This is a genomic window from Clostridium sediminicola, assembly GCF_050402865.1.
In the GTDB taxonomy this organism is placed as follows: Bacteria; Bacillota; Clostridia; order Clostridiales; family Clostridiaceae; genus Clostridium_AF; species Clostridium_AF sediminicola.
In genome coordinates, this window is record NZ_BAABMF010000002.1 from 61,674 (window position 1) to 77,981 (window position 16,308).

The 16,308-nt window shown below is 29.1% G+C and carries 15 protein-coding genes; 1 reads left to right on the forward strand and 14 read right to left on the reverse strand.

Annotated features, from left to right (window positions below; translation table 11 throughout):
• Positions 1 to 94: 94 nt before the first annotated feature.
• The 13 genes from ACQ3F0_RS04080 to ACQ3F0_RS04140 all read right to left on the reverse strand — a co-directional run bounded on the left by ACQ3F0_RS04080 (position 95) and on the right by ACQ3F0_RS04140 (position 11,662).
• Entirely contained in the window at positions 95 to 1,036 is a 942-nt protein-coding gene (locus tag ACQ3F0_RS04080) for a transketolase family protein (RefSeq protein WP_428863784.1), read from the reverse strand.
• Positions 1,036 to 1,860 (reverse strand): transketolase, encoded by an 825-nt coding sequence (locus ACQ3F0_RS04085; protein WP_428863785.1) that lies wholly within the window; start codon positions 1,858 to 1,860, stop codon positions 1,036 to 1,038. Before ACQ3F0_RS04085 ends, ACQ3F0_RS04080 begins: the two co-directional genes overlap by 1 nt.
• A gap of 324 nt (positions 1,861 to 2,184) precedes the next feature.
• Positions 2,185 to 2,535 (reverse strand): type II toxin-antitoxin system PemK/MazF family toxin, encoded by a 351-nt coding sequence (locus ACQ3F0_RS04090; protein WP_428863786.1) that lies wholly within the window; start codon positions 2,533 to 2,535, stop codon positions 2,185 to 2,187.
• Positions 2,492 to 2,803 (reverse strand): CopG family transcriptional regulator, encoded by a 312-nt coding sequence (locus ACQ3F0_RS04095; protein WP_428863787.1) that lies wholly within the window; start codon positions 2,801 to 2,803, stop codon positions 2,492 to 2,494. The genes ACQ3F0_RS04090 and ACQ3F0_RS04095 overlap by 44 nt, the downstream gene beginning before the upstream one ends.
• Positions 2,804 to 2,956: 153 nt before the next feature.
• Complete coding sequence (alr, locus tag ACQ3F0_RS04100; RefSeq protein WP_428863788.1) at positions 2,957 to 4,117, reverse strand: alanine racemase; 1,161 nt, start codon at positions 4,115 to 4,117, stop codon at positions 2,957 to 2,959.
• 39 nt (positions 4,118 to 4,156) lie between these two features.
• Positions 4,157 to 4,765 (reverse strand): germination lipoprotein GerS-related protein, encoded by a 609-nt coding sequence (locus tag ACQ3F0_RS04105; RefSeq protein ID WP_428863789.1) that lies wholly within the window; start codon positions 4,763 to 4,765, stop codon positions 4,157 to 4,159.
• Between the two features lie 161 nt (positions 4,766 to 4,926).
• A complete protein-coding gene (locus ACQ3F0_RS04110; protein WP_428863790.1) occupies positions 4,927 to 6,441 on the reverse strand; it encodes an NAD(P)H-hydrate dehydratase in 1,515 nt (504 codons plus the stop codon).
• The gene (gene acpS / locus ACQ3F0_RS04115) at positions 6,419 to 6,817 is read right to left on the reverse strand and encodes a holo-ACP synthase (protein ID WP_428863791.1); all 399 of its coding nucleotides are present in this window, start codon (positions 6,815 to 6,817) and stop codon (positions 6,419 to 6,421) included. Before acpS ends, ACQ3F0_RS04110 begins: the two co-directional genes overlap by 23 nt.
• 542 nt (positions 6,818 to 7,359) lie before the next feature.
• Positions 7,360 to 7,710: a DUF6514 family protein gene (locus ACQ3F0_RS04120; protein WP_428863792.1), complete on the reverse strand. Its 351-nt coding sequence runs from the start codon at positions 7,708 to 7,710 to the stop codon at positions 7,360 to 7,362.
• A gap of 231 nt (positions 7,711 to 7,941) precedes the next feature.
• Positions 7,942 to 8,520, reverse strand: a complete 579-nt coding sequence (locus tag ACQ3F0_RS04125) for a hypothetical protein (RefSeq protein ID WP_428863793.1) — start codon at positions 8,518 to 8,520, stop codon at positions 7,942 to 7,944.
• Positions 8,521 to 8,796: 276 nt separating this feature from the next.
• A complete protein-coding gene (locus tag ACQ3F0_RS04130) occupies positions 8,797 to 9,498 on the reverse strand; it encodes a LytR/AlgR family response regulator transcription factor (RefSeq protein WP_428863794.1) in 702 nt (233 codons plus the stop codon).
• Positions 9,499 to 9,501: 3 nt separating this feature from the next.
• A complete protein-coding gene (locus tag ACQ3F0_RS04135) occupies positions 9,502 to 11,178 on the reverse strand; it encodes a LytS/YhcK type 5TM receptor domain-containing protein (RefSeq protein WP_428863795.1) in 1,677 nt (558 codons plus the stop codon).
• A 25-nt stretch (positions 11,179 to 11,203) separates the two neighbouring features.
• Positions 11,204 to 11,662, reverse strand: a complete 459-nt coding sequence (locus tag ACQ3F0_RS04140) for a COG2426 family protein (protein WP_428863797.1) — start codon at positions 11,660 to 11,662, stop codon at positions 11,204 to 11,206.
• A gap of 536 nt (positions 11,663 to 12,198) precedes the next feature.
• Between ACQ3F0_RS04140 and ACQ3F0_RS04145 the strand changes: the two genes are divergently transcribed.
• Positions 12,199 to 14,505 carry a glycoside hydrolase family 65 protein gene (locus tag ACQ3F0_RS04145; RefSeq protein ID WP_428863798.1) on the forward strand — a complete coding sequence of 769 codons (2,307 nt, stop codon included), beginning with the start codon at positions 12,199 to 12,201 and terminating at the stop codon, positions 14,503 to 14,505.
• A gap of 190 nt (positions 14,506 to 14,695) precedes the next feature.
• On the opposite strand, the gene ACQ3F0_RS04150 is transcribed toward ACQ3F0_RS04145, so the two are convergent.
• Positions 14,696 to 16,009, reverse strand: a complete 1,314-nt coding sequence (locus ACQ3F0_RS04150; protein WP_428863799.1) for a sodium-dependent transporter — start codon at positions 16,007 to 16,009, stop codon at positions 14,696 to 14,698.
• Positions 16,010 to 16,308 lie beyond the last annotated feature (299 nt).

Genomic DNA, 16,308 nt, shown 5'->3' on the forward strand with positions numbered 1-16,308 from the left:
TAAGTCGAAGTTAACATCCCAATTTTGTATAGCAAAAAGGAAGGAGTATAAAATCCCCCTTCCTAATCAGCAGTTATGCACTACTTCTTTTCAATTATTTTAATTGCATACCTTTTTTAACGGCTGAAACTATGTCTTCAGCTGTTAACCCATATGCTTTTAATAGTTCATTTGGTTTTCCACTTTCACCAAAAGTATCTTTGATACCCACTCTGACTACTGGTGTTGGATTATTTTCACTTAAAACCTCTGCAACCGCAGAACCTAATCCACCTATAATACTATGTTCTTCAGCAGTAATAGCTAAACCTGTTTCTCTTGCAGCATTAACAATCGCATCTACATCTATTGGTTTAATAGTATGTATATTAACTACTTTAACTTTTATTCCTTCTTCAGCTAATAAATTATATGCTTCAAGTGCAGCATCTACCATTATTCCAGTAGCAAAAATTACTGCATCTTTTCCTTCTCTTAAAGTTACAGCTTTACCTATTTCAAAAGAATAATCATCTCTATCATTAATTACAGGAACAGCAGATCTACCAAGTCTTACATATACAGGTCCATTAAAATCAACTATTGCTCTAATAGCAGCTGAAGCTTCTACTGCATCACTAGGACTAATAACAGTCATATTTGGAATGCTTCTCATAAGTGATACGTCTTCAACAGATTGATGTGAAGCACCATCTTCTCCAACAGTAATACCTGCATGAGTAGCGCATATTTTTACATTTAATTTTGGATAACAAATTGTATTTCTAATTTGTTCAAAAGCTCTTCCAGAAGCAAACATAGCAAAAGTACTTGCAAAAGGGATTTTTCCACAAGATGCTAATCCACCGGCTACTGCCATCATGTTACCTTCAGCAATACCCATGTTAATATGTCTTTCAGGACAAACCTCTTTAGCTCCAGCAGTTTTTGTTGATTTAGATAAATCAGCATCTAAAACAACTATATTTTCATTCTCAACAATTAACTCAGCTAATGTTTTTCCATATGCTTCTCTTGTAGCGATGTTTTTTGACATTATTCTTCACCTCTAATCTCTTTTAATGCAATCTCGCATTGTTCTTTACTAGGTGCAGCACCATGCCATCCAGCTTGATTTTCCATAAATGATACACCTTTACCTTTAACAGTCTTACATATAACTGCAGTGGGCTTATCAGTAACAGACTTAGCTTCTTCTATAGCACTTAGAATTGCTTCATAATCGTGTCCATCTATAGATATCACATGCCAATTAAACGCTTCGAATTTTTTATCTATAGGATTTGGATTCATAACTTTTTCACATGGTCCATCAATTTGTAATCCATTGAAATCAACAAAAGCAGTTAGGTTATTTAATTTATAATGTCCTGCTGACATTGCCGCTTCCCATACTTGACCTTCTTCTAATTCTCCATCTCCAAGTAATGTATATACTCTATAATCTTTTTTATCTAACTTTCCAGCTAAAGCCATACCTACTGCTGTAGATATTCCTTGACCAAGTGATCCAGTAGACATATCTACTCCAGGTACATAATTCATGTTTGGATGCCCTTGAAGCATTGAACCAAATTTTCTAAGTCCCATTAATTCTTCAACAGGGAAAAATCCTCTTCTAGCCAAAGTACTATATAGTACTGGAGCTGCGTGTCCTTTTGAAAGAACAAATCTATCTCTATTGCTATTCTTTGCATTTTCAGGGTCTACATTCATTTCATTAAAATATAAAACAGTCATTATTTCAACAGCAGATAGTGAACCACCTGGGTGACCAGATGCCGATTCAGTTAACATTTTTACAATATCCGTTCTGATATCTTTTGCAATTTCTTGCATTTGAAGGATATCTTTTTTCATCAAAAACCCCTCCTAAATAATAAAAACTAGTTAATACTTAATTGTTTTAATTCAATTTACACTCAAACATTATTATACCAACAAATATTTAAATGTACAGTAGTTTATTTCATTAATATATAGTATCTTTCAATGTAAACCTTTTTAATCAAAAATTTAGTCAAATGTTCTGAAAAATTTGTAAAAATTTATATTTGTATATATAAAAGAAAAATATTTTACTTTGTTTTATAAGGATTATAATAGTTATAAGTTATTTGCTACCAAAACCCTTCAGAAACATATCAATTTACTAAAAAAAGGTTTTCGCATAGCGAAAACCTCTTATAGTCCAACACTTATTAAAAGTGCTTCATCCACATTTCTCATATCTTTTTCAGACATATGTCCAATTTTTTCTTTTAAGCGTCTTTTGTCCAGAGTCCTTATTTGCTCCAGCAACACAACTGAATCTTTATTCAGACCATACTCTTCAGATGAAATTTCCACATGAGTTGGAAGTTTCGCTTTATTAATCTGAGAAGTAATTGCTGCAATTATAACAGTAGGACTGTATTTGTTGCCAATATCATTTTGGATAATAAGTACAGGTCTTATACCTCCCTGCTCTGAGCCAACAACAGGACTTAAATCAGCATAAAATATATCTCCTCTTTTTACCATTATAGTAGTCATTAGGCCTATCACTCTCCGCAAGCTCAGCTTCATATTGATTTAATTGAGACATTTCTTCTGCGAAGCCCATTTCGCAAATATCAAGATTTATTTCTGCCATCTCTAAATATCCATTTTTCCAATCTTCAGTTTCTATAGTCTTTTTTTTATCTTCTATATATACTATTAGTTTATGTCTAATATATTTACAGTTTTTTTTGTTATTTTTATTAAAGTCTTTAGCCAGGCATTCAGGCAATGTTAACTTGAACCTCTTTGAATTTGACATACAAATATAATACCTCCTAATAAGTAAAAAACAAATTATACAAAATAATTATATCTTAAATTTTGTCTAATTGTCAAAGAAAACGTCATAAACACTGGTTAAAGCAAACTATAAATTGCGAAATACCTGCACATATTACCTTTTGTTCATAAATTAAACATAATTTCTTACTTTGACAACCATATCATCTTTTATGTATACCCTCGGAACTCTCCTACTTATCATACAAACCACTTCATAATTTATTGTACCAATAGCCTCCGCAATATCATCTGCATCGAATTTTTTATCTCCATTATTTCCAATAAGTATTACTTCATTTCCCACTTTTACATCTTCTATATCAGTAACATCTATCATACATTGGTCCATACAAATTTTACCTATAACCGGAGCAAAGCACCCATTTACAATAACTTTAGCTTTACCGTTTAAAGCTCTTGTATAACCATCAGCATAACCCACCGGCAATGTTGCAATAACACTTTCTCTAGTAGTTATAAAGTCCCTTCCATACCCTACTGAATATCCTTTTGATAGATTCTTTATGTGAACTATATTAGTTTTAAGCTGCATAACTGGTTTTAAGTTTAATTTTTTTATGTTCACTTCCCTTGAAGGATAATACCCATATAGTATAATTCCAGGTCTAATAGCATCATAATGAAAATCTGGCAAATCCATAGCTGCTGCACTATTCCCTATATGCTTTTTTTCAAATTTAATTCCTAAGCTCACAAGCTCATTACAAAAATCATTAAACTTTTCAGCTTGATTATATGTATAAGATTTATCGTTTTCGTCTGCTGTCGAAAAATGAGAAAATACTCCTTCTATCTTTATATTTGGTAATTTACTTATTTTATATACATCTTCTATACTTTTTCTGTCAGGCAAAAAACCTATTCTTCCCATGCCTGTATCTACGCAAATATGAATTTTTGCAGTTTTATAATTATTTGAAGCTTCTTTTGAAATCAACTCAGCATATTCATAAGTAAATACAGTTTGCTCAACATCATATTTTAAAAGCTCATTTATATGTGCCGGTGATGTAAATCCTAATATTAGAATAGGTGCTTCTACTCCTGCTTTTCTTAACTCTATAGCTTCACTAATAACTGCAACAGCACAACTATTAGCACCATTTCTTAATAACTCAGGTACTATATCTATTGCTCCATGGCCGTATGCATCAGCTTTTACTACAGCCATTATTTCATTACTTTTGCAAATCTTCCTAATATGTTTTATATTATGCACTAAATTATCTAAATTTATTTCTTCCCACACTGGTCTAATATGTTTAAACATAACTACCCCTCCATCTAATGAAAATGAATATGAGGTTATTTATTCTATTTTAAATCTTTCTTCACCAATTTCTTCAGTTGTAGTAAAGTTCTTATAAATAAATTGTATCTTCTCACTATCATTAAAATCATATATCACTGTTTTTATTGGTATAGCATTTTCAGCATCAACATACATAACTGCTCTATTTAAATTTCTATTGCTTCCAGGAATATTTAAATAGATCAACATAATATTTCTTCCATTTTCATTTTCAAATACACATTTAACCTCTTCATCAGTATAAAGCAAACCAATATATTCTTCAATAAAACTTAATTTAAAAACCGAGTCAAAATTCTTAGAAGTTAAATAAAAAGTACCACTGTTCAAATCATTTATTTGAATATCGTTGCCTTTAAATATTAAAACTCTCTCATCATTAATATCTAATCTATGTCCATATTTTCTATTGTAATATTGCATACAATCATATACTATTTCCTGTTTAGAATTTTTATTATGTATTTCTATATTACAACTATATGATTCAATCTCTTTTAACTGTTTTATTATATCTTCAGTTTTAATTTCTTTTTTCCCGCACCCTGTAATAATCAAGATTATAAAAACACATGAAAACAATAGCATTAGTCCTTTTTTAGTCATAGTTTCCTCCTATTTATTGACTGTACATAACTAATACTATTCCTTCGTTTGTAATAATATTCCTAATAAATAAAAGTACGTAAGGAGTTACGCACTTTTATTAAAAATGAAAAGTATCCATTTCTGAACACTGTTACTCGTCAACTAGATCGCAGTTTATTTCAACAATCTTTCTTATTTAATTGTAGTTCCTTCATAGCATAAGGCAATTCATTCAAAACATGCTCTGCATTCACTCTAAACATACTTTTTGAAAGTTTCTCTCCACAATAACCATGAATATACGCTCCTATATAAGTTGCTTCTAGACTTCCAATACCTTGAGCCATTAAAGCGGCTATTATTCCAGTCAAACAATCTCCCATTCCACCAGTAGCCATAGAACTATTTCCAGTGGGATTAACATAAACTTTATCGCCATCTGTAATAATGGTATTGTATCCTTTTAATAATAAAACAATTTTATATTTTTCAGCAAACTCTTTAGCAATATTTATTCTATCTGAATTTATTTGCTCTATTGTTTTACCAGATATTCTAGAAAATTCACCAGGATGAGGTGTCAAAACTATATCTGATTTTCTCTTAAACAATATAGACACATTATTATTTAGAACATTAATTCCATCAGCATCTAAAACTAATGGTACTTTAGAGTTAGAAATCAAATCATATATTACCTCTTTTGTCTTCTCTGTATTTCCCATGCCAGGTCCTGCAGCAATAGCATCATACTTCTCCATACTCTCTCTAAATTTAATTTTATTTTCTAATTCTACAGTCATTGCTTCTACAAGCTTTGAACTTAAAATATTTCGAACCGCTTTAGGACAAGTAAGAGTTACCAATCCTGCTCCTATTCTAACAGCTGCTTGTGTCGCAATATAAGCAGCTCCAACAAACCCTTCTGACCCAGCAATAATATTTACCTTCCCAAAGTTTCCTTTATGTAAATACTTCGTTCCGTAAATCAATATTTTATTTATATCTTCTATATCAGTCATGTATTCATTTTCTTGAAATTTATCAACAACAAATTCTGGTATACCAATATCCTCAACTATAACTTTTCCAGTATAACAATCAGTACCATAATTTATAAATCCTCTTTTTAACATTTGAAAAGTAACCGTCTTATTAGCATTTATTGCAATTCCCATGACTTTACCTGTATCACTATTAATTCCACTAGGCATATCTATTGAAATAGTATATTTACTATTAATATTTATGATTGAAATAGCTGAATTATAAATACCTTCTACATTTCTTTTAATCCCTGTACCAAAAATACTATCTATAGTCACTTCACATCTATTTATTGCTTCTCTTAATAAATAGATATCCTCCATATTGTTTACTACATTAATTTTAATTTTAAGATTCTTAATTATTTCATAATTGATTTTGCAGTCCTTACTCATTTTTGTAATATCTCCGATAATAAAGACCTCTACTTTTTTACCTTTTGTGTAAAGATGTCTTGCGACTACTAATCCATCTCCACCATTATTACCTACTCCACATACTATTACAAAACGGTTATACACCTTCAAATCAATATTATCAATCACTTTATTAGCAGCATTCTCCATCAATATTATACCTGGAATTCCCAACTTCTCAATACAATATTTATCTATTTCTCTTATTTTACAAGACTTTAGAATCTTCATCCACATCTACCTCCAAAAGCGCATAGGCAATTGCATTTTCTTTACTATGAGATATACTTATATGCATCTTATAATTTGGATACTTTTTTAATATTTTCTTACACTTACCTTTTAAAACTGCAATAGGTTTACCTAATGCATTCCTATCTATTTCAATATCTTTTATATCAAAACCTCTTATCCCAGTTCCTAATGCTTTTGAAATAGCTTCTTTTGCCGCAAATCTTCCTGCTATATACTCAGGTCGCATTTTTCTAAGTTTAAAATACTCAATTTCATTTTCAGTAAATATCTTATTAATAAAGTTGGGATTTCTTTCTATAGATTTATTTATCCTATCTATTTCAATAATATCTACTCCAATACCCGCTATCATAGTTACCCCCTATTAGATTGATATTTTATAATTTTATAATTATATAATACACCTAAGAGAGAAATTTGTATAATTATTATAAATTGCGAACAAGTTCCAAATTTATAGTGACAAGTTACAAGTGATAAGTTGTGGATACCTTTCGCAAGCGAAAGTTTTTAATTAAATAAAAAATAAAAAAATTCCTTTTGCGTAGCAAAAGCTCATTGCTCCATCATCAAAGATGATAACGGCTTAGTTAAAGATTTTCTGCAAGAGAATTATCCTAAGAGTCGGCTTAAGGATTAGTTCTACTTTTCTTTCAAAAATATGAAATCTTCAAATAAGAGTTTTTATTACGAAACTTTATTTATACATGTACAAAATCTCAAGTATTTATGAGTTTTGGACTTGTATAAATAATTAGTTGAATTGAAAACTCTATATGTTTTTTGAAAGAATTTAGTTGAAGTTATTCTTCAACGATCTCTTTCTTTAACTTGTCACTGATTTAGTTCACATTTTATTTCCAATACGAAAAAAATAAAAGGAGGTTTCCCTCCTTAATAAGCTGAAATATTATTCGCCATTTCATCAAAATCACTTATGTAATCATCAATAGTCTCAGAAACTATATCAACTAAATGTATAGGTGAAGCGCTTCCCTTATATAATGATTTTAAAATATTTTGAACTTTATGTCTATGAGGACTAATATTATCTATTCTCTCTCTCTCTACATTCACTAAAGTATCTTTTTCAAAATCCTGCCTTTCTACTTCGATACCATAAGATTGAATGGTTGACATACAATTATCACCAAGACAAATCTTCCCTTTAATAATTCTATAGTAATAGTCGTAGCTCCTATTGTCCAAACTTTCTCTTTTCATCATATTATCTACAATTACCATATCAATCCCTCCACATATCAAAAACAATTATATTTAAATGATAACATCTAGATTCTCAGAATTTTGTCATATTATAATATACCTTTTATATTTTCATACAAAAGATTATGACAAATATCTCTGCAAATCTCCATCTAATATTCTATTAATTTCCATTACAGTCTAATAGAGGGCTTAATAACATAAATATCGATTAATTTTTGTCGAACAAATAAGAATAATAAAGTATTTTTAATTGTCTATTACAGAGCTAGATAGCTTTTTTAAATAACTTTCTTCAAGTTTTAAATGCTTTGTTATATCATAAAGTATCATAAAAATTAATATTATAATTGTCTTATCATCATTTTTATATTTTTCTATGCCAAAATATTCATTGTAATATTTCATAGTCTGGGCTTTATATTTTATCCATTCAAATATTTCTTCCATAGTTTTATATAATATGAAATAAGATATTTTCACAAAATCTTCTTTCCCTTTAGCAGTACTACTTGAAACTTTTTTTACTAAAGTATCTAAATTATCAATTTTATAATATTTACATAATTCCACTTGATAAATATTTGAAATGTAATTACCTATTAAGTATTCATCTATTACAGCAATTTCTCCATTTGTGTTAAACAATATACTCAATTCAATATCAGCATTACCTTCATTTCCAATTTCCTTTATTAAATTTTTCATTCTAAAATTAAAATCACTAGTATATTTTGCATCTAAAATAATCAATCCAAGTTCTTTTGAACTAACAGCAGCAACAAAATCTCTAAAACTTTTAATTTTTTCTTTATTGCTTTCACTCATATTTCCACCCCTTTTACTGCACTAATAAAATTTACCAAATCTTTATACATAAGACAACATAATTGCCTTTTATACAAAAAGCCTCATAATATATATATAACAAGTTTTCTAAAAATTATTCAATTCACAATAAAAAAAACTCAAATCAATCTGATTTGAGTTTGGGATAAGGGATTTTTGAAAATAATCTATTTATTTTCATCCTTATTATACAATTTTAAACCACAAAAAAACTATTTATACACTGAAAAGACAAAATCAATGCATAGAGTGCTTTTATATACCCATTATTAGCTTAAATTTATTTATATTACTTCTACTAACAGGTATCTCATCATCTATACCCTCTAGCTTTATCATATAAGTATTATTAAACCAAGGAGTTATTTCTCTTATCTTATCCAAATTTATTATAAACGATCTATGACTTCTAAAAAAATGATTTTCAGGCAACTTTTTATGAAATTCAGAAATGTTACAATTTATACTATATCTATTTCCCATAGTATAAATCAGTGTATTTCTATCATATACTTCACAATAGCATATATCATCTATATTTATAACACACATTTTATTATCTTTCCAAAGAGTAATTTTATCACTTTTATATTTTGAGTCGTCCATTTCTTCTAATCTTTTTAAAGTACCTACAATTCTTTCTTCTGAATAAGGTTTTAAAATATAATCAAACGCTTTAACTTCAAAGGCTTCAATTGCATGTTCCTTGTACGCAGTTATATATACAATATGAATTTTTTTATCGAGACTACTAATAATTTTTCCAAAAGTCATTCCATCAATTGCAGGCATGTTTATATCTAAAAAAACTATATCCGGTTTGTTTTTCTCTACAAAAGTAAGTGCTTTAACAGAATCATCAAATTCATCTAGAATTTCTATAGAACTAAAATTATTTATAAAATACTTTAACTCTTCTCTAGCTGGAAATTCATCATCTACTACTATACAATTCATATTCTATTTATCACCCCTTCTACATACATGAAAGCTTATTCTTGTGCCTTTTTTAACTTTTTCAAAATTTAAACTATCCCCATATAAAATCTTTAACCTATTATAAACATTGCTTAATCCTATATTATTTTCCTTCATTTTTCCTGCATAAACCTTTTCAATAATTTCTTCAGGAATTCCAACTCCATCATCTTCAATAATAATTTTAAGATTATCCTTATTTATTTTTTTTATTATAAGTATTACATAACCCTTATCGCCTCTTTGTAGCAAACCATGTTTCACTGAATTTTCCACTAATGGTTGTATTATTAAGCTAGGGATCTTTATATCAATATTTTCATCTACTTTACATATAAAATTTAATTTTTCTCCAAATCTAGCTTTCTCTATTTCAATATAAGCATTCACTTGATCAATTTCTTTATAAATATCAACTAATTCATCCCCTACATCAAGATTATATCTTAAATAAGAAGACAAGTTTATAATTAATTCTCTTGCTTTATTTGGGTTAATTCTAACAAAAGACGTAATCGTATTCAATGCATTAAACAAGAAATGAGGATTTATTTGAGTTTGGAGCGCTTTAATTTCCGCCTTATTAGCCATTTCTTTTAATTTTCCCACTTTACTTATCTGTAGCTGCGTAGAAATAATTTGAGAAAGCCCGTTCACCAAACTTCTATCTCTAAAAGAAATTACACCACTTTTACTATAGTACAATTTTAGTGCACCAATAACTTCATTTCCCTCTTTTAAAGGAGAAATAATACCTGACTTAATTGGACATTTATCATTTGGGCAATTAACATCACGAGAATCAGTAATTACTAAAAGTTCTCCACTTTTTATTGCTTTAGCTGTAGCACTAGTCAATATCTTTTGTCCTTTAAAATGATGATCTTCTCCTATACCCACATGTGCTAAAATATAATTTTTATCGGTTATTGATACTGCATCAGCACCTACGGAGTCTTTAATTATTTTGCATACCATAGAATATGATTGAGAATTTATTTCTCTAAAATATGGCATAGTTTTATTTGCAATTTCTAGTGCCAATTGAGCTTGTTTTGCTGCAATTGTTTCCTTTTCTTTAAATATTCCTTGAATTAGTATAATAACAATCCAGATACCAATAGCATTAGTGAATCCCATTGGGAAATATATACTTTTAACAATAGAAACTGCTTGTTCAAATGGTTTTGAAATTACTAATATCAATATCATTTCCATACTCTCCATTAGAATACCAGCAATTAACCCAAAAAACCATTTTTTGCTATCATCAGCATATTTGTATATTATACCAGAAAAAATCCCCGCTGTTATTGTGGTAATAGAACAAGGAACTGAAGTTATACCTGCAGGATTAATTATAAACCTATGAATACCTGCAATTAATCCTGCTACAGTTCCCACAAAAGGTCCGCAAAGAATTCCTCCTGACATAACTCCAATAATCCTGTTGTTAGCAATAGCTCCATTTACCTCTGTACCAATATATGTTCCTACAACACCAAAACCTCCAAAAATTAAAGAAAGAATTATTAGATCAGTTTTTTTAAAAGTATCCCTTTGAATAATTTTTTTGAAACTGTTAATCCTGGAAATAATAAAGACTATAAGTATAACATAGCCTAAATTATTTATAAGAGTTTTAAGTAATTCAACCATAATTGACACTCCATTTCTTTAGCACTTAATAACCAAAAAACGATGGAAGTAATATAGAAATCACTGTAATTACTGTAGCAGAAATTAGGCCACCGATAACTGCACATATAACAGACTTCTTAAAATCTAATTCTAGAAATGCTGCTACTGCTGTACCTGTCCAGACTCCTGTAGTTGGTAGTGGTATGGCTATAAATGTGATTAATCCAATTTCTTTGTATTTCTCCATTTTATCAGAATTTTTATCTAATTTTTTTTGAATAAAATTACTAAAACTATCAAAAGCTTTATATCTTTGCATCCATTCGAATATTCTATTAAACAAAAGCAATATAAATGGAACAGGAAGCATACTACCTACAAAACAAACTAAAAATACTGTCATAGGGTGAATACTATAAACAATTACCCCAATTGGTATTGACCCTCTCTGCTCAATTAATGGAACTGCAGATAGAAAAAATATTTTCAGAAGATTCCCCATTAAAACAACTCCTTCTTAAGTTTACCTAATTAAAAAATATTTACATTAAATATGTAGTTCACAATTGAAATAAAAGACAAAGTAAATCAGTGACAAGTTAATGATGATTTTCTTGCAGAAAATCTTTAACTTAACCTTTATCATCTTAGATGGTTGAATAATGTGCTTTTACTAACGCAAAAGTAATCTTTTTGTCTTTTCTCTAATTAAAAGCTTTCGTTTACGAAAGGTATCCACAACTTGTCACTATAAATTTCGAACTTGTTTCGCAATTTATAATCAATACATATAGCTACATACCCTATAATATTATCATTTTACAGATGAATAGTTAAGTGTTTTAATGAATTTTTAATCTTTGTAGTTTTTTCTATAAAAAATATTTAATAATTATAATAAAATACAATAGCAAATTTTTTATTTTTGATTTATCATATAAAGTATAGTAATAATAAATAATAGGTCAGTTCTGCTGACCTTAAAAAATACAGTTTTGCGCAAACGTTTGTACAATAAATTTGTTAGGGGGTTATTTAATGAATCAATATTTAAAACTAGATCCATGGAATATTATAGAAGAAGGTTTTAACCCTGAAAATCATGAAATATCAGAAAGTATTTTCAGTATAGGCAATGGTTATATGGGACAACGTGCTAACTTTGAAGAAGTATATTCCGGTAAATCGCTTCAAGGTAGTTATATAGCTGGAGTTTATTATCCTGATAAAACAAGAGTAGGTTGGTGGAAAAATGGTTATCCTGAATATTTTGCCAAAGTATTAAATTCCACAAACTGGATTGGCATAAATATATTAATTGATAATGAAACTCTTGACCTATCAAAATGTGAGGTAAGTAATTTTAAAAGAATTCTAAACATGAAAGAAGGCTATTTAAAACGAGAATTCATTGCCAAGTTACCTTCTGGTCGAGAAATTTCTGTAGAATCTATACGTTTTATAAGTATGAAAAGAGCTAGTATTGGAACTATAAAGTATTCAATCAAAGCATTAAATTTTGATGGTAAAATAAAAATCACTCCATATCTTGATGGAGATATAATGAACAAAGATTCAAACTATGATGAAAAATTTTGGAATGTTATATCTCAATCAGTTGAAAATGAATCAGGACATGTAAGGATGAAAACAAAGAAATTAGACTTTGAAATCTGTTCATATATGCAAATTTCACTTTTTAAAAATGGTTCAATGATAAAATTCGATTCAGATAAATACAAAAAAGAAAAGTTCATTAGCACAGAAATTTGTACAAACATCAGAAAAAATGATGAAGTAACTCTATATAAATATGTATCAACAACTTCTTCAAGATATTACAATTCAGAAAATCTTGTAGATATTACAAAAAAAGAATCTTTAGAAGCTAAAAATACTGGTTTTGAAACTTTGTTAATGGAGCAAAGGAATGCTTGGTCTGAAAAATGGAAAGAAAGCGACATTGTTATAAACGGTGATATAGCAGCTCAACAAGCTATAAGATTTAATATTTTTCAATTAAATCAGACTTATAATGGAGAAGATTCAAGATTAAATATAGGTCCTAAAGGATTTACAGGAGAAAAATATGGCGGAAGTACTTATTGGGATACAGAAGCATATTGTTTACCATTCTACTTAAGTACATCTGAAGAACATGTTTCTAAAAATTTACTTCTTTATAGGTACAACCAGTTAGGAAAAGCTATTGAAAATGCCGAAAAATTAGGTTTTAATAATGGAGCTGCACTTTATCCAATGGTAACTATGAACGGTGAAGAATGTCACAATGAATGGGAAATAACTTTTGAAGAAATTCATAGAAATGGTGCTATAGCATATGCAATTTTTAATTATGTAAATTATACTGGAGATAAATCTTACCTTGCAGATTACGGATTAGAGGTTTTAATTGCTATATCGCGCTTCTGGGCTCAAAGGGTAAACTTCTCTAAGGCTAAGAATAAATATGTAATTCTAGGAGTTACCGGTCCAAATGAGTACGAAAACAATGTTAATAATAACTGGTACACAAATAGAATGGCATCTTGGACGTTGGAATATACTACAGATGTTATTAACTTTGTAAAAGATAATTATAAGGATAAATACTCTTCTATGTTAGAAAAAATCAATTTTAATGAAAGTGAAACTGATAACTGGAATGATATCATCAAAAATATGTATTATCCTTATGATGAAGAGCTAGGTATATTTTTACAACAAGATAATTATCTTGATAAAGAACAAATAATGGTTAAAGATTTAGATCCAAAAAATCTACCTATTAATCAAAATTGGTCATGGGATAGAATACTAAGATCTTGTTTCATAAAGCAAGCAGACGTTCTTCAAGGCTTGTATACCTTAGAAGATAGTTATAGTATTGAAACTATTGAAAATAACTTTAGCTTCTACGAACCAAGAACAGTTCATGAATCTTCATTATCACCATGTATTCATACAATCCTGGCTGCAAAAATCGGAAAATATGAAAAAGCTTATGAAATGTACTTGCGAACTTCAAGACTTGATCTTGATAATTATAATAATGATACTGAAGACGGTTGTCACACAACTAGTATGGCAGGAACTTGGATGGCTGTAGTTCAAGGTTTTGGTGGATTTAGAGTTAAAAATAGCAAAGTTGTTTTAAATCCATTTATACCATCACATTGGGATTCGTACTCATTTAAAATAATGTTTAGAGATGTATTATTAAATATATCAGTAACTAATAAAGATGTAATTGTTTCAAATGAAAAAGAAAGCTCTGTAGAGTTATCAATTTATGAAAAAGCATATTCTTTAAATGGTAAATCTCAACTCATTGTAAAAAGATAAGAAACTAAACTAGTGCACAGTCCACAGTAATGATAAAAGGAATCACTCCTTATCATCTAAGATGATGGAGTGATTCCTTTTGCTTGATAAAAATGTTTTTGACACTTTCACTTCAATATAAAAACTTTGGTTTTAACGAAAGCTTTCCTTTACTGTGCACTGTATACTGTGCATTTTGAAACAAGTTGCTTTACCCAATTCCTCCATAAAAAGCTCCAAGAATTAAAATTCCTATGGCAACTAGTACAAAAACATACTTTGCTAATGGTTCAAACCATTTCCCAATTGACTTGGCAGCACCTATGTTTATCTCTTTTCTTGCTTTATCTACACCATATATCCAATAAAATACTATTGCCGCTATTATAACTCCAAGTGGTGATAAGTATATAGTTATAAAGTCTGAAAAAGCACCGAATTTATCCATACTTAAGTCCAAAGGTATCCCTAAAATAAACCCTACTATTGAAACTATCAACACACTTTTTATTCTCGACCATTTCAATTCGTGCATCATTGCTTCAACTGGTACTTCAAGCATATTTATTGCTGAAGAAACAGCTGCAAATAAAACACTTAAGAAAAATAATATTCCAAAAATATATCCTCCAGGCATCATTTTGAAAATTGAAGGAACTGTTATAAATAATAACGCCGGTCCCGCTGATGGATCTAATCCAAATGAAAATGCCGCTGGAATAATAATAAACGCTGCAAGTAAGGCTGATATACTATCAAATATCACAGTATTTATAGCTGATGAAGGGATATCTACATCTTTATCAATGTAACTTCCGTATACCACCATAGAACTTCCTGTAAGCGATACTGTGAAAAATGCTTGTCCCAAAGCCATAACCCATGTAATAGGTTTAGCTAAATAGGACCATTTTGGTACCAATAAATATTCTACTCCTTTCATTGCTCCAGGCAATGTCAACGACCTTATCATAAGTAAAATAAAAATTATAAAAAGAGCAGGCATTATAATCTTATTTACTTTTTCTATACCTTTTGATATTCCTAATAAAACAATAATTATAATTACTATTATAGCTAACGCATGCCATATTATTGTATATGGAGTTCCAACAAAAGTATTAAAATAATTGGGAATGTCCACATTATTAAATGAACCCATTATTGATGCATAAACATATCTAATAATCCAACCTACAACAATTGTATAAAAAATAAAAATCCCTGCGAGTCCTATTGTAGGAATACTTGATATTAAATTACTAAAAGGTAACTTTCTTTCATTAAGTATTTCTTTTATACCACTAAATGACCCCTTTCTCATTGACCTACCTAACGCAAATTCGCCCATTAACCCAACAGTTCCTAAAACAAATACAAATAGGAAATATGGTACGAGGAATGCCGCACCACCATACTGACCAAGTCTCCATGAAAACATCCATATGTTTCCTAGTCCTATGGCAGAACCGATACAAGACAACACAAAACCTAATTTTCCTGAAAATTTTTCTCTTTTTTCCATAATATAACATCCCCCTTAAAAATGAAATTAAAAAAGCTGCATAGACATAAATCTATGCAGCCTCTACTAATACATATATAGCAACTATCATAGACACAAACCCTATAAATAAGAATAGTATTTGCAGGGTTTGCACCTATAATAATAAATATTACATCTACAAACCCTCTCTAAAATAGTTACTAAAGGCATATATTAAGTTTTCAATATTATTTCTTTTTAATAATCTCATAAATAATGCCTCCCTAGAATAATTTCGTATTATTTTAACATAAAACTACCTAAAATTCAAACTATCA